Source organism: Paenibacillus sp. S02 (genome assembly GCF_019454065.1).
In the GTDB taxonomy this organism is placed as follows: domain Bacteria; phylum Bacillota; class Bacilli; order Paenibacillales; family Paenibacillaceae; genus Paenibacillus; species Paenibacillus polymyxa_B.
Window position 1 is genome coordinate 5,404,322 of the sequence record NZ_CP073682.1, and the last position, 19,092, is coordinate 5,423,413.

Below are 19,092 nucleotides of genomic sequence, written 5' to 3' on the forward strand. Positions count from 1 at the left end.
TTACTCGCTGCGTTTACCCAAAACAGAAATTTCTACAGGCTCACTTTCGTTACCGTCTGCATCTTCAGCTTTGATTACCAGCCTAACCGTTGCTTTTTGAGTAAGCACACTGATACTAAATGTGCCATCACCTTTGGCTACTGCACTACCGATAGGCAGTTCATTGGAATAGGCGGTTACTGTGGAACCTGCTTTAGCTGTCCCCGTAATTGTACCTTCTCCGTCATACACATCGTTGACTTTCAGTGCTTCCGTAGTTGCAACCGCGTCAGTAACTGTGTCTGTAGTCGTATCCGTAGTTGTGTCTGTATCTGTGTTGGTATCTATTGTTGTAGAGTTGTCCGTAGTCGTGCTATCTGTGCTGGTACTTGTGCTGCTATCTTCTGTTTCACTGCCAGAAGTAGTCGACGTGTTACCATAAGTGGAATCTGTCACGTTGCCGTATGTGGAATCCGTCACCGTTCCACCAGGAGTCGTCGTCAGATTATCAACAGGGCTCAGGTTGTAACCGGACGCAGCGTCCAGAATAGCAATCGCCTCTGCACGAGTCAGCGACTTCAGTGGCTGGAATTTACCATCGGGATAACCGTTGATGATTTTTTGCTCCGCAGCTGCCGCTACACTTTTCTTCGCCCAAGATCCAATTTTGTCGGAGTCAATGAATTTAGTAACATCTGCTGCGTTACCCGCAGTCAGTCCAATAGCTTTGCCTACGATAGCCGCAGCCTCTTGACGTGTTACCTTACCATTTGGTTTGAGCTTGTTATCTGCATAGCCGCTTATGTAACCTGCATTCACGGCACTTGTCAGCTCGTTGTATGCCCAGTGAGAAGCTGGTACATCTGTGAACGTTCTGCCTCCATTACCGTTTACTTTTACACTGTCCGCATACGTTACGTCTGTCACAGCTGGAGTATCCTGCGTGAACGTACCCAAGCTGCGATTCAGAAGAACAATAAATTCTGCACGTGTGATCGCCGCATCCGGTTTCACCGCGCCATCCAATTGTCCTGTGGCTGACCAGCGTTGCACCTGATCTCCTGCCCAATGTCCACTTGTAGTTTGAGGAGCAGCTGCCGCTGCGCTGAATGCGCTAAGAATAAGACCTGTACTCAATACACCTGTAACTGTGTTTCTTAACTTTTTTCCCATGCTATAAATTCCTCCTCTGATTGGATTCATCATTCTTTTTTAAACACTTTACCAGAAATCAAACCCAAATAACCCCCAAATTAAAAAAATCGTCCCATATAACCATACCCCCTCCTAATGTAGGATAAATATGAAACGGGACTTAATGCCTAGTTATTCACTTGGATATGTATATTTAGACAGGCTAAGGTATACTGAATGAATACTCGGTCATATGCTGGAACACCGCAATGAGGTCACAAAACCCTAGGAAAAGAGGTCTTCTCATGGCTCTTATTCAATGTCAGTTTTATTCGGAAGTTCTTGGTCTGAGCACATCCATGAATGTTATTCTTCCTCAGGCAACCCGTTCGCAAATTGGACTGGAAGGTAAGCAAGGAACCGGGCCACATCCGACGCTGTATTTGCTGCATGGCCTATCGGACGATGATTCAACCTGGTTACGTCGAACCTCCATTGAACGCTATGTCGCCTCATTGGGCCTAGCTGTCGTCATGCCCCAAGTACATCGGAGTTTCTATACGAATATGGAGCAAGGCGCGGCTTATTGGACCTTTATCAGTGAAGAATTGCCGGCTTTGGCACGTTCATTCTTTCCTCTGTCCGACAAGCGTGAAGATAATTTTGTAGCCGGGCTTTCTATGGGTGGATATGGTGCTTTCAAACTGGCACTCCAGCATCCAGAGCGTTTTGCAGCCGCTGCCAGCCTTTCGGGAGTCATGGATTTACACGCATCACGCACCGATCCTATGCAAAATGCGATGAGTCCAGCGGAATGGCTTAACATTTTTGGTTCAGATGAAATACGTGGAACGGATCATGACTTGCTGGAACTGTTACAACGTCATGCTACCTTGGGGACCTCACTTCCCCGGCTCTACCAATGCTGCGGCACGGAGGATTTCCTATATAAGGGAAATCAGGCTTTTCGTAAAACATGTAGTACTACCGGAGTTCCGCTGACCTACGAAGAAGGTCCTGGAGCTCATGAATGGGGATACTGGGACGCGAAAATTCAGGATGTACTGGCATGGCTACCGCTCAAAGAGCACTAAACAGGTTAAAAAAAATCCCCGCAGCTTCCCTCATCGCACCATGGCGAAGGGATAGGCTTGGGGATTTTTATCACATTAGGGATTTGTCGTGGTCTCCGTCGATGGAGATCCTTTAGTTAGTGACTTGGGTAGCACCTTGTACAAGCGCCACTCACCGTTAAACTCACGTTCAAGCTGGACCCAAGGAGCGCCTTTTTCATATAAATTCGGATATACCATATTGATTTTACTCAGTGGCATGCCTGACATGATCTTAGGTACAAGGATATAATCCACATGGCTATCCTGAGGATAACTTAATGCCTTATTGAACGAATAATCACTGGTGATCAGGAAGCGTTTTGGATATTGGCTGTAGACAATCATGGTGTAGGCTGAAGCCGAATCGGTCATAATGGTAGACTTCGGCAGATGCTCATCCAACCAGACGGCAATCTTACGATCTGACTCCTGTCTCACATAGTTCACATTACCCGTTCGTGTGAGAAAGCTGTTCTCATCCGGTGCAATATCCGGGCGAGTCAACGCATAAGAGAGTAATCCAGCGGTAAGCAGCAGACTGACGGACACCAGGCCAAAGGCTGCCCTCCGCCATCGTCCCTGAAGCTGGCTCAGTTCATAGGGCAACCAGGCTACGGTAATTGGGAACACGTACATAAAATAACGAAACCACCCGTACGAAGATTGCTTCATCATGAGTAAAAATTGCAACCCTGGCACTGACAGGAACAGCAGCAAAATAATCAATGTTCCCCATCGGAACAAGCGTCCACTCAACAGACGAATGAACAGAATAGCAAACAACGGTACCGAATACCAGAGTGTTTTGGAAGCAATAAATTTCAAGGCCACCAGCGGATTGGAGAAAATCTCTACAAACTTATCATCATTCAGCAGCTCTGCCGATTGGGCTGTGTTCGAATACTCCGAATTCAGGAAATAAAAAGCATTCCCCATAATGAGATAGTTAAAGAAAATCCACAACAGCCCGGAAAAGACCACGGGGAGCAGAAGCAGTAACCAAGTTGCCTCGACCTTGTGCAGTTTTTCTCGCAAGGCCAGTTCACGTCTGCCCATGTTTCGATGAAGAAACATGATCGCCAATACCACTCCACCCGCCATTGCCACGCCCAGAGGAACCGCTTCATAGCGAGTCCAGAACGCCATGGCAAGCGCTAATCCAGAAACAATCAGACTTGCCGTCATGCGATCCTTGAGCCACAATGCAAACTCAATCACCGTCATCATAATGAAGTATATGTATAGCGAATCGCTCAGCCCATTGGCACCAAACAGTAAAATAAACGGATTCAGTGCATACAACAGTGCCAGCATGATGCTCATCCCTGAGCTAAGCCCTGTTCTGACCCCCGCCCGATACAGCAACATAGCGGTCAAAGCGGCAAAGGTAGCACTAAGAATGACAGCAGCCAATCCATAGGTGGCTAATGCCGGAAAGATTGGATACAGCAGTAGAATCACCATTTCCAGAAGACTGGGTAGTGGATTCCAGATAAATCCGATTGCGCCCAGATGCGGGTCACGGCTGTACAACACATAAAATGCATTAGCTACGCGACTGAGTGCGTCTGTGTGCATATATCCCAGAACATAGCTGAAATAGATGCCCGCAGACAGTTCCAATGCAAGTATAAATACAAACAGACCTATAGCCATCCATCTGCTTGCAGACCATTTGCGAAAGGACATTCCTCTCGTTCCCCCTCAAACTTCTTGCGGTGATACAACTGTAGCCTACTCACACCCTACAGCTGTATGCTTCCCTCCGCTACGATGCACTAAAATATAATAATTATTTCGATTCTTCATGCTCTATTTTGTACAGTCGCCACTGCCCGTCAAAGTCATGTACCAACGAGGCCCACGGCGCTCCCTTTTCGAACAAATCAGGATAGTTCCGGTTCACCTGATCCAGCGGTACCCCATCCACCAAGCGCGTGACCAAGACATAATCCACCTTGGAAGCAGGCAGATCCATTAAAGATTCCCCAAAGTCAAAATCACTCGTAATCATAAACTTCTTCGGGATTTTGCTGCTCAAAATGATCGGATAGGCGGCATAAGAATCTGTCAAAATGAGAGATGAACCATAATGCTCATCCAGCCACGGCGCTATTTTCCGCTCAATAATTTGACGTTCGTAGCTTTCATTACCACTATGCGTCAAATAGCTGTGTTCATCTGCTGCAATCGCGGGGTTCGTCAGTGCGTAGGATAACAAGCCTGCTGTTACCAACATTCCTGCTGTTACCAGTGAGATTCCGATCCCCCTCATTTTCCCCTTCAATAAACTTAGCTCATACGGCAACCAGGCAACTGTAATCGGGAATACATACATAAAATATCGGAACCAGCCAAAAGAAGACTGCTTGAGCATCAGCAAAAGCTGAAGTCCTGGCACCGATAAAAAAATGGCCAGTAGCGTTAACGTGCTCCAACTCAATAGACGTTTGTCCAATAGTCGTATGAGCAAAATGGCAATCAACGGAGCAGCATACCATAAGGTTCGTTGCCCGATAAACTTTAGCATCAGCACAGGGTGGGCAAACATGGCCACAAAGCGTTGATCCTCCAACAAAGCCGCTGATTGTGTGGAATTGGAATATTGCGAGCGTAAGAAGTAAAGCGGATCGCCCATGATAATCCAGTTAAAGAAGAGCCACAGCAGACCGGAAAAGACAAGTGGCAACAACAATAGAAGCCATGTCGCTTCCACCTTGTACAGGCGCTCTTTTAAAGACAATTCAGTTCTAACCCTCTCTCTGTTTGTACGCCACCGATGCAGAAAAAAGATCGTCAGCAGTACACCCACAGCCATCGCAACGCCAAGCGGGACCGCTTCATAGCGCACCCAAAATGCCAGTGCAAGCGCAAAACCGGATACGATCAAATTCGCCGCCTTGCGATCCTTCAACCACATACAAAATCGACTCACAGTCAACAGGATGAAAAAGATATATGGCGAGTCACTTAAGCCGTTGAAGCCAAACAGAAACATAAACGGATTCAGTGAAAATAATAGCGCAATCAGCAAGCTGGTTGCACCGTGAAGCCCCAACTGTTTGCCCGTCGTATACAATAATGCCGCGCTCGCCCCTGCAAACAGGCTGCTCACAATCACTGCCGCCAGCCCGTGGGAAGCTAGTACCGGAAATAAAAGATAAAACAACAGCACTATCAGTTCCATCAAACTGGGCAGCGGATTCCATACAAACCCGATAGCACCCAAGTGTGGGTCACGACTGTATAGCACATAAAATGCATTAGCCACTCGACTGAGCGCATCGGTATGCATATAGCCAAGATGCCATGCAAAATACACACCCACGGCCAGTTCAAGAGCAGTAATACAAGCAAACAATGATAGCAATTTTCCGTGTTTTCTTAAAATCATGAAACCTCTTTCTGACGCTGTTGCGGAACGGAGAAGATCCAGTAGCGGTTCCAGATATAATTATGAACAGGCACGATGATGGTAGTTAGTACTTCACCGATCAGATACGACCAACCGATCCAGTGAATGGTCACGTACATCAGAGCGGCATTTAAGAGCAAGCCACAGGTACAGACCAATAAATATTTAAGAAACTGGGTGCGGCTTCCCTCGCCGGTAGGCTCGAACGTCCAGTTTCGGTTCAGCACATACGAAACGAGCAATGTAACCACGAATCCGATTGTAGTAGCCGTTACTGCTGGTACCGTAAACAACTCCACCAGCAGCACAAGCACACCAACATGGATACCTGTGCCCAGCAGCCCTACAATACCGTATTTAATGATTGGATACTTTAGATATGAACGTCTGATCATGTTGATTAAACTCCCTGTCCACCCACAATCGGTCAGCATTCGCCCGTTTATCCGCTATCAGATAGCGAGGCCTAGCTTTGACTTCGTGATATATGGCGGCAATATATTCTCCTACCACACCAATTGACAGCATGAGTACACTGCCAATAATCAAGAGCAGCAAAATGACAGTGGTAAAACCGGTCACAGCATCACCCGTTAATTTGCGCATTAAGGTCTGAATCCCCAATACGACTGAAATCAGCATAAAAATGAGGCCCATCAGACTTACTACCCGCAATGGTACTGTCGAAAACGAAACGATCGCTTCTGCTGCCAGTCGAGTCAGCCCTAACGGACTCCAGCGGCTTGGCCCCTCTTCGCGTGGAGCCACCCGGAATGAAATCTGGGTTTTGCGGAAACCTAGCCAGGCCGTCATCCCGCGGAAAAACGGCATACGCTCTGGCATCGCCATCCAGGCATCCACCACTCGTCGATCCAGTAGCTTATAATCGGAGGCATCCTTGAGATTAAAGCCCGTCAAGCGGTTCAGGGTCGCGTAGAACAATGAAGCACCGAGCTTTTTGCCCACCGACTCTTCTCCCCGGAATTCTTTCACACATTCGACCAAATCATAACCTTCATTTTGCCATAAACGTACCATTTCCCCAATCATCTCAGGAGGATGCTGCAAATCACCGTCCATGACAATGATTGCATCGCCAGAGGCATTTTCCAGACCTGCGCACAATGCCAGCTCCTTACCGAAGTTCCGACTCAGCCGGAGCGCGAGCAAAGAGGGCATACGACGGGACAATTCAGACAGCTTAAGCCACGTATCGTCCTTGGAACCATCATCTACAATGATGAGCTCATAACGTGAGGTGACAACAGACAGTACCCCATCGATCACCTTAAGTGAACGCTCGAGATGTGAGCTTTCATTATACATGGGAATGACGACGGATAAAAAAGGTGTTTTTGTCTCCATTCTTGCTCCTTCTTTCTTCATATTCAGGAGGACTGTGCCGGGGTATCATCCAAGTCGTGCATATCAGTCAGACCATGTGTCGTCTTCTCCCAATAGAACGGCTTGGTAATGAGCTGCCAAGCTGCTTTCACCGCAGCTATACTCATAAGTACCCAATATAACGGCGAGAGTAGCCCATATTTGACCATCGCGTATGAAAATGTTCGTTCACCGCGCTCTTCCAGTTCCCCGATGACCCAATACATTCCGGCCACATTACTGAATACGAACAGAAAGTTACCGATATAAAATTCCGCGCTGGCCAGGTAATACACATAACCCGGGAATAGCTTGGGAATAAAGGACAACTCCCAGCCAAACCATAAAATAAGCAACCCCCAAAAAATCGGATTCAGCAACGGCAACATAGGAGTTGCCAGAATCATCACCTGAAAGCCGAAAAAGCCTTTCCAGCCCACTTCACGCACCAGCTTAACCGGATTGCGCATATGAACCAACCACGTCTGCATATATCCCTTGATCCAGCGTGACCGCTGACGAATCCAGTTGCCCACGCGGCTGTTAGCTTCCTCCCATGTGCGGGAATCGACAATAGCAGTTTTGTAGCCGCCTTTATACAAACGTATGCCCAGATCGGCATCCTCGGTTACATTATAGGGGTCCCACGCATTAATATCTTTTAATACAGATACCCGAAAATGATTGGATGTACCGCCTAAAGGAATTGGGGTATCTAACTGCATAATACCCGGCAGCAGTAGCTCGAACCACATACTGTATTCTTGAGTGAACCAGCGGGTCAGCAAATTTTGTGTACTATTAAAGTAGTTGAGCTTCGCTTGAATACACGCATAATGCTCAGGGAGTGAATCGAAAGCTGCAATGACCTTTTTAAGCTGATCAGCGTCGGGACGATCTTCAGCATCGTAAATCACGACAAATTCGCCACGTGCCCGAATCAGTCCATAATTACATGCCTTCGGCTTGGTTTTTGGCAAACCGTCTGGAACGACCAGTGTCGTGTAATAGGCCGGCAGCTTCATTTCCCGAAGTAGCTCGATCGTCTCAATGTCATCCTCTTCAATCAGCAGCCGCACATCCAGCTTGGACTTTGGATAATCCAGCTGCTCCAAATTCCGCAACAACATCGGAAGTACGCCCGCTTCCTTATACATAGGTACCAGAATGGTATAGATCGGCAGTTTCTTTTCATCCATGGCGTCAACCTCTTCCTTCGTGAAACGAAGCTGCGCCCCACGCCGGGAACCGAGATAAATAATGCCAAATTTAAATAGCGTCATCGCAAAATAAAACAGCTGAATCATCATATTGATGATCAACACCGTTTTCCAACTGTTCCACAAGAGGCCGAGCAGTGTAATCATACCCATGGCCGCGAACACCCAAAGTTGTCCCTTTGTAAAAGTCGTCCGCGCCGAATTGTGCGGTTCTTTTTCCAACAGCCCGGTCGTGCTCTCCTGCATCATTTCTTCACCGTAGATTTTACCCCAGAGCTGCTCCATCTCTTCCTTCGTAGCAAGCACCTGCTCTACCGGCATACCCAAAATTTCTTCCAGCTTCAAGCGTCGCTCTTCTGGCAGTGGATCGCTGACCGCCACAATATAACGGTTCATATATTGATGGATGACGACCACGCCATAAGCCATTGCCACTTGCTCGGGTAGTTTGTACGCCGCATCCAGCGCGAGCTCCTCACCAATACGCCCGATTCGGTTCTGTGTAGCAATCGCGCGGTACAAATCCGCAGGTTCTAGCATTTGCAATGACAGCAAGATGTCGCCCAGCAGCCCGCCGCTCTTCGCCTGGAACTCCAGTGCGCGCTCCAGTTGTTCCGGTAATATATAGCCGGAACGAACCAGCATATCGCCTAGACGCTCCTTGGACTCGTCGCCGCCAACCTGCTCCTGGAGCTGCTCGGCTGTAATGAAGCCCATCTCTACAAGAATATCGCCCAGCCTGCCACCGTAACGCTTCTGGTTGCGGATGGCATCTGTCAGCTGATCGCGGGTGATCATCCCGTTCTCCACCAGTTGATCCCCTAGACGGGCCTTGCCGTTTCGTCCGCTCTGCGTTCCTGTTGCGGCCTCTTCGCCTTCCGTACCAGGGATACTGGAAGCAGCGCCCATAGCAGCTCCTGCTGCTGTCTGTTCCTGCCCAGATGCATATTGGAATTGAGCCTCCTGCACCTGTCCATCCTGTATCCCTTCATCCAGCAATTGTTCCACAGCTGCTGCTGTATCATTGGCGTTCTGTATCGCCTGGATACGAAGTTCTGTATCCTGAAGTCGCCGTTCCAACTCTTCAATATGAAAATCAAGCTTGTACAGCACCGGGGCCTGCTCTGACCGCTGAGCCTCTAGCTGTTGTTGCAGTTGTTCGATTCGCTGACGCTCTTCTTTTATTCTTCTCTTGGTTTGGCGAATTGAAACTCCTCCAACCTGCCACCTAAGCTTGTCACCCATGAATTCCCGCCCTTTCAATCCAGCGCCGCTCTTCCGCAAGCGCATCCGCAAGCAGCTGCTTTAACTCCGCATCCCGCTGCTTTTTCCGTTCCAGCGCCGCGTGGAAAAGTTCCCGCTCCTCACGCAGTAACTCCTCCGCTTGCACCCGTTCCTCATGCAATGAAGATATCAGTTGATCGGCTTCAGAAGCGCGATAACCGAACCAAGCGCTCTTTAACTGACGCGCCGTCCTTTTAGTTCTCATAATACCTCCCTGGATCATCCCGACTCTGCCTTCATCTACGTCGCTACTTTAGAGCTTTTACTTGCCGTTCTCCCGAAACCAGGACATACCTATGTTCTCATTCAAGCCCTTCATTTACACATTTATGAAATTGACCTAATCAAAAGTGCCTCTAGTAACTTGACATATATTTATTGAATATAGTTCTTGTCCTATTGAATTGGTAATTCAATGAAAAACTTAGTGCTATTCTACCATAATCATCGTAGGCGTAGTATACAAAAATGTAAATTCTAGAAATTTTCACACTAGCGTATTAATAGGTATTTAGAACTATAAAATAAACACTATGAAAAATACCCTTCCAGGAAATCTATGCATTTCATGATCATTGGGATCATGAATAAAACAAATACCTCAAAAAGCACAAAAGACACCGCGAACGGTGCCTTTGAAACCTAGATTGCTAATTCCTTAAAATCTGATTTTACACAGCATCCCGCTACTGTGCAAGACAATAATATCTTTCTTTACTGATTAATTTTTCGGCTTGTGCCCTTCAAACCATGTTGATGTATTCGCCAAGAGCTGCTCACTGCGCCCAATGGCTGCCTGTACCTGCCCGGTAGCGGTTCCACCATATACATTCCGTGCATTAACTACCGCTTCTGGTTGAAGCACCTCATAGATGCGCTCGTCGAACAGATCCGAAAACCGCTGAAATTCGTCCAGTGTCAGATCAAGCAAATATTTTCCATGCTGGATGCAATACAGCACGGTCTTGCCAATGACCTCATGCGCCTGACGGAACGGAAGCCCTTTGCCGACCAAGAAGTCCGCAATATCAGTTGCGTTGGAAAAATCCTGATTGACCGCTTGACGCATACGTTCCTTGTTCACCTTCATCGTGGCGATCATCGGTGCGAACAGTTGCAAGGCTCCTTCCAGCGTGGCAACGGTATCGAACATCCCTTCCTTGTCCTCCTGCATGTCCTTGTTGTATGCTAGCGGCAAGGATTTCAGTACAGTCAACAAGCCTACGAGGTTTCCATAGACACGTCCGGTTTTACCACGTACCAGCTCGGGCACGTCCGGGTTTTTCTTCTGCGGCATAATGCTGCTGCCTGTGCAAAAAGCATCATCCAGCTCGACAAAACCAAACTCCGTGCTGCTCCATAGCACCAATTCTTCGCTCAGACGAGACAAATGCGTCATGATCAGCGAGGCGCCAGCCAGGAACTCTACGATAAAATCCCGGTCGCTGACGGCATCGAGGCTATTTTCATATACGCCATCAAATCCCAGTTGCTCGGCTACAAAATGACGGTCGATCGGAAAAGTGGTCCCGGCCAAAGCGCCAGCACCGAGCGGCAACACGTTAATCCGCTTGTAGCTGTCTTTGAGTCGGTCAATATCACGCTCCAGCATAGACACATACGCCAGCAGATGATGTGCAAATAAAATAGGCTGCGCTCGCTGCAAGTGTGTGTATCCAGGTACAATCGTGTCCAGATTATCCTTTGCCTGGCCGATTAATGCAGCTTGTACATCATGCAGCATACCCACCAGCGATACCACACGTCCGCGCAAATACAAGTGCATATCCGTTGCTACCTGATCGTTACGGCTGCGTCCAGTGTGCAGCTTACCCCCGACCGGACCAATGGCATCGATTAGATTTTTTTCGATATTCATGTGAATATCCTCATCCGAAACAGAAAATTCAATTTCCCCACGGCGGATACGCTCCAGGACCGTGTGCAGCCCTTCCTTGATCGTGTCTGCATCCTCCTGCGGAATAATTCCGCATTTCCCCAGCATGGCCACATGTGCCAAACTGCCTTGAATATCTTCTTCCGCCAACGCTTGATCAAACCCGATAGAAGCCGTATATTCCTCTACCAGCTTGTTCGTTTGCTTCGTAAACCGTCCGCCCCATAGCTTACTCATTGTATGATCCCCTCTCTGCAATACAAGCCGCCCTCGTCGTTTGGACAAGAACGGCCCGCATCCCGTACATTTTTAGGTTACATTATTATTTATGATTTTGTGTTACGCCCGCGTTGACCTTCAAACGCAGAGCATTCAAGCGGATAAAGCCTGTTGCATCGCCTTGATCGTAGGCTTGTGTCGGATCAGCTTCCATGGTCGCAATGTCCGGATTGTACAAGCTAACCGGACTTTTAACGCCTGCGCCGATAATGTTGCCTTTGTACAGCTTCACGCGCACGGTACCACTGACATTTTTCTGACTCTCATGAACCAGGGCCTGCAAAGCGACACGTTCCGGTGCGAACCAGAAACCGTTGTAAACCAAGGTAGCATAACGGGTAATCAGACTATCACGCAGATTCATAACCTCGCGATCCATCGTGATAGATTCCATTTTACGGTGAGCTGTGAACAGGATCGTACCGCCCGGCGTCTCATAGACTCCCCGACTCTTCATGCCAACAAAGCGGTTCTCCACCATATCCACACGTCCGATACCATGCTTGCCGCCCAGCTCATTCAGTTTTTCCATCACTTGCAGCGGATTTAGCTGTTCTCCGTTCAAAGCAACGCAGTTACCTGCTTCAAATTCCAACTCCAAATATTCTGCTTCATCAGGAGCGTCCTCAGGCGCGTTGCTGAGCAAGAACATTTCTTTATTTTCAGGAGCACTTGGATCAAACCAAGGGTCCTCCAGCACGCCGCTTTCATAGCTGATATGCAGCAGATTACGGTCCATGGAGTATGGCTTGGCTGCAGAAGCAGTTACCGGAATGTCGTGTTTTTCCGCATAGGCAATCATCTCTGCACGGCCCGGGAACTGATTGCGGAACTCTTCCAGCCGCCAAGGTGCGATCACCTTGATATCCGGCGTCAACGCCGCCGCGTTCAGCTCGAAGCGTACCTGATCGTTACCTTTGCCTGTTGCCCCGTGAGCAATGGCTGTTGCTCCCTCGGCAATCGCAATATCGACCATCCGCTTAGCGATCAATGGACGTGCAATACTCGTTCCGAGCAAATATTGTCCTTCATATAAAGCACCCGCCTGGAACATCGGATAGATAAAATCCTTGGCAAATTCATCACGCAGATCATCAATGTACACTTTGGAAGCCCCCGTAGCGAGTGCTTTTTCCTCCAAACCGTCCAGTTCTTCCTTTTGACCGATATCTGCGGTGAATGCGATGATTTCAGCATCATAAGTTTCTTTGAGCCATTTCAGAATGACCGACGTATCCAGACCGCCGGAATATGCGAGTACGATTTTTTCTTTTGCCATTGTTGAAGTCCTCCCCGAATGCTTACCTTTATCTTCTTTACCTATCAATACCTATCAATCTTATGCCATTAAAGCAACTAACAATGCTTTTTGCGCATGCAGACGATTCTCCGCTTCATCAAAAATGACCGAATTCGGACCATCGATTACGCCTGCGCTCACTTCTTCCCCACGATGTGCAGGGAGACAGTGCAGGAATAAATAATCCGGCTTCGCCAGCTTGACCAGCTCCTCATTCACCTGGAAGTCGGCAAAAGCAAGCTCCCGCTCCTTCTGCTCTTCCTCAAACCCCATGCTCGCCCACACATCTGTGTAGATCGCATCCGCATCTTGTACTGCTTCCTGCGGACTTTGGGTTATAACGATCTCACTACCCGTCTGTTTGGCAATTTCACGGGAAGCTGCGACTACACTCGGGTCTGGTTCGTATCCAGCTGGACTGGCAATGGACACATGCACTCCAAGCTTCGCTCCCCCAATCAAGAGAGAATGAGCCATATTGTTACCGTCTCCGATGTAAGCCAATTTGAGTCCTTTTAGCTTACCCTTTTGCTCATACAAGGTTTGATAATCAGCTAGCACTTGGCACGGATGCGCTAAATCACTCAATCCATTGATCACAGGAACAGACGCATAACGCGCCAACTCTACAACATTATCGTGCCCAAAGGTACGAATCATAATGCCATCCAGATAACGTGACATGACTTGAGCCATGTCTCTAATCGGTTCGCCGCGTCCCAGTTGAATGTCATTTTTGCTGAGGAAAAGAGCATGCCCACCCAATTGATACATACCGACTTCGAAAGATACCCGTGTACGTGTAGAGGATTTTTCGAAAATCAGTCCGAGCGTTTTCCCTTTTAGCGGCTGATAGGTTTCCCCGTTTTTGTGCTTACGCTTAATTTCAATGGCGAGATCAATTAAATACTGGATTTCCTCTGGAGAGTAATCGTCCAGCTCCAGGAAGTCCCGCCCCTTCAAATTCACCTGCTGCAGTGCGCCGCCCTGGCTCATGCTATCGTCTCCTTTTACACTCTAGTCTAGGATGATTTGACCTTTACACTAGGCCACATGCTCCCGGATCAATTCAGCAATCAATGTTACAGCCTCATCTATTTCGTCTTTCGTTACATACAAGTTAGGCAACAGACGAATCACGTTCGGTCCTGCTGTAATGAACAGAATGCCCTTCTTCTGTCCTGCCAAAACAAGCTCCGCTACCGGTTCCGCACACTCAATACCGACCATCAGACCTTTTCCACGGATATCCTTTACAAAAGGACTATCTCCAAGCTGCTTTTGCAGACTATGGAAAAGGTAATCTCCCATCTCAGCTGCACGTTCTGGTAGCTTGTCATCAATAATCGTTTCAATAGTAGCTTGAACCGCTGCCATAGCAAGTGGCGTACCTCCAAAGGTAGAACCATGACTGCCCGCTGTGAACGCTTCACGCAAATATCCTTTGCCTAGCATCGCACCCACAGAGAAACCGCTGCCCAGTCCTTTCGCCAATGTAAAGATATCCGGCTCTATACCATAATACTCAAAGGAAAACAGTTTGCCCGTCCGTCCCATACCCGTTTGTACCTCGTCAATGATCAGCAGCAAACCATGCTCGCGGCACAGCTTTGTGATCACATCTACGAAAGCAGGGTCTACCGGATACATGCCGCCTTCGGCCTGCACCATTTCCAGCATAATTGCCGCCGTATGCTCACTGATGGCTGCTTCAAGCGCCGTCTGATCATGAAGCGGAACACTTTTGAACCCGGCGGGAAGCGGTAAAAAGCCCTCTTTAACTTTGTCCTGACCCGTAGCGGTCAAGGTTGCCAGCGTCCGTCCGTGAAAGGATTGCGTGAACGTAATGATTTCGTAGCGGCCAGTCTGCTTTACCTTCTGGTGGTAACGACGCGCCAGCTTAATTGCAGCTTCGTTCGCTTCGGCCCCGCTATTGCAGAAGAACACGGCATCTGCGCTGCTATTGGCTGTCAGCAAGGCAGCGGCCCGTTCTTGTCCCGGAATATGAAACAGATTGGATACATGCCACAATTCATCGATCTGTTTTTTCAATCGTTCAGCTACAGCTTGAGGCGCATGGCCGAGATTGGTAACGGCAATGCCTGACATGAAATCCAGATAACGCTTGCCCTGATCATCCCACAGCCAGCTTCCTTGTCCTTTCACCAGTGTAAGCGGGTATCTTGCGTAGGTTGGAAAAAGGGAGCTTTCTGTCTGGGCTTTTGCCGACACCTTTTCCGTTTGTACTCCGCTTCCATCCGTACTTGGCATTTCCTCGCTCACCAGCGTATTCGGTTCCTTACTCATTATGTTCACGCTCCTTTATCGTTTGGTTATATAGGTCGAGCTATATATTGTAATTACTGCATACGCACGATGCGTGTTCCAATCGATTCTCCGCCCAGCACACGGCTTAGTACCTGCGGTTCGCTACCGTTCACAATGACGACTTCCTTCACTTTGCCGTGGATACAAGCAATAGCCGCTCTCACTTTCGGGATCATACCACCGTATATTTCACCTGTGCTGATCATATCCTCAATCTCCTGTACGGTGATAGAGTCCAGCACTCTCTTTTCTCCGCCATACTTCTTCAATATGCCTGGTACATCTGTAACGACGATCATCCGACTAACCCCCAGATGAGAGGCTACCGCACCCGCCGCTGTATCCGCATTAATGTTGTAACGCTGACCCGATCGATCAATCCCGATGGGTGCAATAACGGGCATATAGTCCATATCCAGTACACCTGTAATAATCGAGGCTTGAACGGATGTTACCTCTCCGACCCAACCGACCTCTGCGGCATTCGACACAGGCTTGGCTTCGATTAAATAGCCATCACTGCCTGACAACCCCAACGCTCGGCCCCCATGCATCCCTATTCTACGTACAATCTGCTTGTTAATGCTGCCCGCCAGTACCATTTCCACGACATCTAGTACGGGTTCAGTCGTTTTGCGTAATCCATGAATGAACTCTGTTTCGATCCCCAGCTTCGCCAAGTTGTCGGAAATCGCAGGGCCACCGCCATGTACAATGACAGGTTGAAGACCTTCCAACTGCAAACGGGCCAAATCTTCAAAAAAGGAATCAGGTAACGCAGCCAGCGTACTTCCTCCGCATTTCATCACAAAATTACGACGTGCCACTCCCGCATGATTCGCTTGATCCGCGTGTTCCACTGCCGATTGCATATCATCTCTCCTTTTCTTCTCTGCATATCCGTGCCATTTTTAAATGATGCTGGGCTTACATCCGCTCGTTGCTTCTATCAACTACTATCCTAATTCAATCGGTATTTTATTCTGGTACCTATGTCCGATAAGCAGCGTTAATCCGTACATAATCATAGGTTAGGTCACAACCCCACGCTGTAGCGGTTCCGTTCCCGTGATGCAAATCAACAATAATTTGCACCGTATCTCCCCGCAAATAGGCTAGCGCCTCTTCTTCGTCAAAAGCGACCGGACTTGATTGGCTTAGCACAACAATATCACCCAAGCGAATATCTACCGTATCTGGATTAACCGGCTCTCCGGCACGCCCTACGGCCGCAATAATCCGTCCCCAATTCGCATCTGCTCCGAAGACGGCTGACTTGACCAGACTGGACCCCACCACTGTCTTGGCTATCGCTTGAGCGGACGCATCGCTTACCGCTCCGCTTACAGACACCTCTACCAGCTTCGTAGCACCCTCTCCATCACGAGCAATTGCCTTCGCCAGCTCTCGGCAGATATAGGTGAACGCCTCGGCAAAAGCGTTCCAATCGGGATGCCCTACGTGCAATTCACGGTTGCCCGCCAGCCCGCTCGCCATGGCAATTAGCATATCGTTCGTGCTCGTATCCCCATCCACCGTAATCATATTAAAGCTGGTATCCGTTGCCTGCTTTAATAATTGATGAAGCGCCGTCTGTCCGATCACTGCATCACAGGTCATAAAAGCGAGCATCGTTGCCATATTCGGATGTATCATACCCGATCCCTTGGCCGCCCCGGCGATGTGCACGGTCACACCGTCCACTTCAACCGCCACACACGCTTCCTTTTTAACCAAATCCGTTGTCAGAATGGCTTGGGTAAATTGCTCCGCTCCATCGTTTGCCCCGTTCATACGGTCAGGTAAGGAGGATATTCCGCCAAGCACACGATCCATTTTCAAATGCTCGCCGATCACGCCCGTCGAGGCGACGGCTACATTGCTTTCGGCAACACCCAGTTCACGAGCCGCAGCCGAACGCATAGCGTAGGCATCTTGCTCTCCTTGTTGTCCCGTGCAGGCATTGGCGTTCCCGCTGTTCACCACTACTGCCTGCAATCGACCATCTGCCAAGCTCTCGCGGGTCACCTTCAGCGGTGCAGCCTGAAACACATTGGTGGTGTACACTGCAGCAGCTGTCGCCTCTACCTCACAACGAATCGCACCCATATCGTTGCGGTTCGTATTTTTTAGTCCGCAGTGTAATCCCCCGGCTGTAAAGCCACGCGGAGTTACGATGTTGCCCCCGTTTACTACTGTAAACTCTACTTTGCCCATAATTATGTGCCCTCGTTCGCAACATATTCAATGAATGACAGCTGCCTGTATTCGAAATTCCGCTCGCTGACGTTTCCTGCATCTTGTTGCGGTTACTTGCTACTTACGGATATACCGGTATGAAGCCCAGCCCGAGGTTCTCCTCCCATCCCATCATCAAATTCAAATTCTGAATCGCCTGTCCAGCGGCACCCTTCACAACATTATCAATGACAGAAATAATCGTAAGACGCCCGGTTCGGGCATCTGCTGCAAAACCGATGTCGCAGTAATTCGAACCCAATACTTCCTTCGTTGCTGGCCATATACCTTCGCCACGTACCCGGACAAAAGGATGCCCTTTATAATAATCCCGGTATAACCCGATAAGATCCTGATCTGTATGGTCACCCTTCAGCGTGACATAAATTGTACTCATAATTCCTCGGGTCATGGGAACAAGTTGTGTCGTAAACGTAATCGTAACGTCCTCGCCCGCAACATCACCTAGTACCTGTTCGATCTCAGGGATGTGCTGGTGCTTATTCACCTTATAAGCCTTGAAATTCTCGTTCATTTCCGCATAATGCGAAACGAGGCTTGTTCCCCTACCCGAGCCGGATACACCGGATTTGGCATCCACAATCAGCGACCGATGGTCAATCCAATCCGCTTTCAGCGCAGGAATAATGCCCAGCAATGTTGCGGTCGGATAACAGCCTGGATTTGAAATAAAAGAAACGCCCGCCAGCTTTTCTGCATACACCTCACTGAGTCCGTATACCGCTTGCTTGAGATACTCGGGTGAAGCCGCAGGCTTTTTATACCATGCTTCATACGTTTCCCCGCTTTGAAGCCTGAAGTCCCCGGAAAGGTCAATGACTTTCATTCCGGCATCAAGAAGCTGCGGCACTAACTTGGTACTAACGCCCGATGGCGTAGCAGTGAAAACCAGATCGGCCTTGGCAGCAATTTCGTGGACATCGACACCGTCCAAATCCTGCACCACAATGTCCGTCAGATGTGGAAACCCATCACTGATTGGGACACCCGCGCTGGACGAAGAAATAACAGATACGATCTCTACTTGCGGATGATGAACCAAAAAACGAATCAGCTCCACCCCGCCATACCCGGTGGAACCGACAATTGCCACTTTTAACTTGCTGCTCACAGACCTTCCTCCATTCCGTTCCTATGAAATATGTATTATTATACGACTCTATTCATATAAATACAACACCTCATGTCATGTTATTCCTCCGAATTTAAAATATGCGCTCTTGTCTATTCTTTTGACGGACAAGCTGTACGAGCTATAATAAAGGAAATAAAAAATAGACAGAGAGTCTCTTGAATACAGTCTGCCGTTTTGCATAAAGAAAAGGGGGGATATTCCCTTTAAATTATCTCATATATTGGTATTCATCTCGATTGGCCGTTTGCTGCACTTTATGAACTTGTTGAACATGAAGGGAGTACACGTAGCACTACACACAAGAGGAAATCACACGGGCTGCATCTAGTGAATCTGCGCAGAGGAGCCGCTGAAGCGGATAATT

General features: G+C 48.6%; 15 protein-coding genes. 1 reads left to right on the top strand and 14 read right to left on the bottom strand.

Annotated features, from left to right (window positions below; all coding sequences use genetic code 11):
• Entirely contained in the window at positions 1 to 1,152 is a 1,152-nt protein-coding gene (locus KAI36_RS24090) for an S-layer homology domain-containing protein (protein WP_220026202.1), read from the bottom strand.
• 266 nt (positions 1,153 to 1,418) lie between these two features.
• On the opposite strand from KAI36_RS24090, the gene KAI36_RS24095 reads away from it, so the two are divergent.
• Positions 1,419 to 2,207: an alpha/beta hydrolase gene (locus KAI36_RS24095; RefSeq protein ID WP_220026203.1), complete on the top strand. Its 789-nt coding sequence runs from the start codon at positions 1,419 to 1,421 to the stop codon at positions 2,205 to 2,207.
• Positions 2,208 to 2,282: 75 nt separating this feature from the next.
• Here the strand turns inward: KAI36_RS24095 and KAI36_RS24100 are convergent, their stop codons facing one another.
• The 13 genes from KAI36_RS24100 to argC all read right to left on the bottom strand — a co-directional run bounded on the left by KAI36_RS24100 (position 2,283) and on the right by argC (position 18,704).
• Complete coding sequence (locus KAI36_RS24100) at positions 2,283 to 3,917, bottom strand: glycosyltransferase family protein (protein WP_220026204.1); 1,635 nt, start codon at positions 3,915 to 3,917, stop codon at positions 2,283 to 2,285.
• A 103-nt stretch (positions 3,918 to 4,020) separates the two neighbouring features.
• Complete coding sequence (locus KAI36_RS24105; RefSeq protein WP_220026205.1) at positions 4,021 to 5,622, bottom strand: ArnT family glycosyltransferase; 1,602 nt, start codon at positions 5,620 to 5,622, stop codon at positions 4,021 to 4,023.
• Entirely contained in the window at positions 5,619 to 6,038 is a 420-nt protein-coding gene (locus KAI36_RS24110; RefSeq protein WP_023990626.1) for a GtrA family protein, read from the bottom strand. Before KAI36_RS24110 ends, KAI36_RS24105 begins: the two co-directional genes overlap by 4 nt.
• A complete protein-coding gene (locus KAI36_RS24115; RefSeq protein ID WP_023990627.1) occupies positions 6,001 to 7,008 on the bottom strand; it encodes a glycosyltransferase family 2 protein in 1,008 nt (335 codons plus the stop codon). Before KAI36_RS24115 ends, KAI36_RS24110 begins: the two co-directional genes overlap by 38 nt.
• Before the next feature lie 23 nt (positions 7,009 to 7,031).
• Positions 7,032 to 9,491, bottom strand: coding sequence for a cyclic di-GMP-binding domain-containing protein, MshE-related (locus KAI36_RS24120; RefSeq protein ID WP_220026206.1), 2,460 nt, complete (start codon positions 9,489 to 9,491; stop codon positions 7,032 to 7,034).
• The gene (locus KAI36_RS24125; RefSeq protein ID WP_023990629.1) at positions 9,484 to 9,735 is read right to left on the bottom strand and encodes a hypothetical protein; all 252 of its coding nucleotides are present in this window, start codon (positions 9,733 to 9,735) and stop codon (positions 9,484 to 9,486) included. The genes KAI36_RS24120 and KAI36_RS24125 overlap by 8 nt, the downstream gene beginning before the upstream one ends.
• A gap of 516 nt (positions 9,736 to 10,251) precedes the next feature.
• The gene (gene argH / locus KAI36_RS24130; protein ID WP_220026207.1) at positions 10,252 to 11,664 is read right to left on the bottom strand and encodes an argininosuccinate lyase; all 1,413 of its coding nucleotides are present in this window, start codon (positions 11,662 to 11,664) and stop codon (positions 10,252 to 10,254) included.
• A gap of 85 nt (positions 11,665 to 11,749) precedes the next feature.
• Positions 11,750 to 12,985 (bottom strand): argininosuccinate synthase, encoded by a 1,236-nt coding sequence (locus KAI36_RS24135; RefSeq protein WP_013312249.1) that lies wholly within the window; start codon positions 12,983 to 12,985, stop codon positions 11,750 to 11,752.
• A 60-nt stretch (positions 12,986 to 13,045) separates the two neighbouring features.
• Positions 13,046 to 14,002, bottom strand: a complete 957-nt coding sequence (gene argF / locus KAI36_RS24140) for an ornithine carbamoyltransferase (RefSeq protein ID WP_220026208.1) — start codon at positions 14,000 to 14,002, stop codon at positions 13,046 to 13,048.
• Positions 14,003 to 14,050: 48 nt separating this feature from the next.
• Positions 14,051 to 15,313: an acetylornithine transaminase gene (locus KAI36_RS24145; RefSeq protein ID WP_220026209.1), complete on the bottom strand. Its 1,263-nt coding sequence runs from the start codon at positions 15,311 to 15,313 to the stop codon at positions 14,051 to 14,053.
• Positions 15,314 to 15,366: 53 nt separating this feature from the next.
• Positions 15,367 to 16,206: an acetylglutamate kinase gene (gene argB / locus KAI36_RS24150; protein WP_220026210.1), complete on the bottom strand. Its 840-nt coding sequence runs from the start codon at positions 16,204 to 16,206 to the stop codon at positions 15,367 to 15,369.
• A 118-nt stretch (positions 16,207 to 16,324) separates the two neighbouring features.
• Entirely contained in the window at positions 16,325 to 17,551 is a 1,227-nt protein-coding gene (argJ, locus tag KAI36_RS24155) for a bifunctional glutamate N-acetyltransferase/amino-acid acetyltransferase ArgJ (protein WP_220026211.1), read from the bottom strand.
• Positions 17,552 to 17,654: 103 nt separating this feature from the next.
• On the bottom strand, positions 17,655 to 18,704 hold the full coding sequence (argC, locus tag KAI36_RS24160; RefSeq protein ID WP_220026212.1) for an N-acetyl-gamma-glutamyl-phosphate reductase: 1,050 nt from the start codon (positions 18,702 to 18,704) through the stop codon (positions 17,655 to 17,657).
• Positions 18,705 to 19,092 lie beyond the last annotated feature (388 nt).

What these genes read in the sequence shown, in the direction of transcription:
- KAI36_RS24090 (WP_220026202.1), bottom strand. Translation starts at nt 1,152, where the DNA reads ATGGGAAAAAAGTTAAGAAACACAGTTACAGGTGTATTGAGTACAGGT.
- KAI36_RS24095 (WP_220026203.1), top strand. Translation starts at nt 1,419, where the DNA reads ATGGCTCTTATTCAATGTCAGTTTTATTCGGAAGTTCTTGGTCTGAGC.
- KAI36_RS24100 (WP_220026204.1), bottom strand. Translation starts at nt 3,917, where the DNA reads ATGTCCTTTCGCAAATGGTCTGCAAGCAGATGGATGGCTATAGGTCTG.
- KAI36_RS24105 (WP_220026205.1), bottom strand. Translation starts at nt 5,622, where the DNA reads ATGATTTTAAGAAAACACGGAAAATTGCTATCATTGTTTGCTTGTATT.
- KAI36_RS24110 (WP_023990626.1), bottom strand. Translation starts at nt 6,038, where the DNA reads ATGATCAGACGTTCATATCTAAAGTATCCAATCATTAAATACGGTATT.
- KAI36_RS24115 (WP_023990627.1), bottom strand. Translation starts at nt 7,008, where the DNA reads ATGGAGACAAAAACACCTTTTTTATCCGTCGTCATTCCCATGTATAAT.
- KAI36_RS24120 (WP_220026206.1), bottom strand. Translation starts at nt 9,491, where the DNA reads ATGGGTGACAAGCTTAGGTGGCAGGTTGGAGGAGTTTCAATTCGCCAA.
- KAI36_RS24125 (WP_023990629.1), bottom strand. Translation starts at nt 9,735, where the DNA reads ATGAGAACTAAAAGGACGGCGCGTCAGTTAAAGAGCGCTTGGTTCGGT.
- argH (WP_220026207.1), bottom strand. Translation starts at nt 11,664, where the DNA reads ATGAGTAAGCTATGGGGCGGACGGTTTACGAAGCAAACGAACAAGCTG.
- KAI36_RS24135 (WP_013312249.1), bottom strand. Translation starts at nt 12,985, where the DNA reads ATGGCAAAAGAAAAAATCGTACTCGCATATTCCGGCGGTCTGGATACG.
- argF (WP_220026208.1), bottom strand. Translation starts at nt 14,002, where the DNA reads ATGAGCCAGGGCGGCGCACTGCAGCAGGTGAATTTGAAGGGGCGGGAC.
- KAI36_RS24145 (WP_220026209.1), bottom strand. Translation starts at nt 15,313, where the DNA reads ATGAGTAAGGAACCGAATACGCTGGTGAGCGAGGAAATGCCAAGTACG.
- argB (WP_220026210.1), bottom strand. Translation starts at nt 16,206, where the DNA reads ATGCAATCGGCAGTGGAACACGCGGATCAAGCGAATCATGCGGGAGTG.
- argJ (WP_220026211.1), bottom strand. Translation starts at nt 17,551, where the DNA reads ATGGGCAAAGTAGAGTTTACAGTAGTAAACGGGGGCAACATCGTAACT.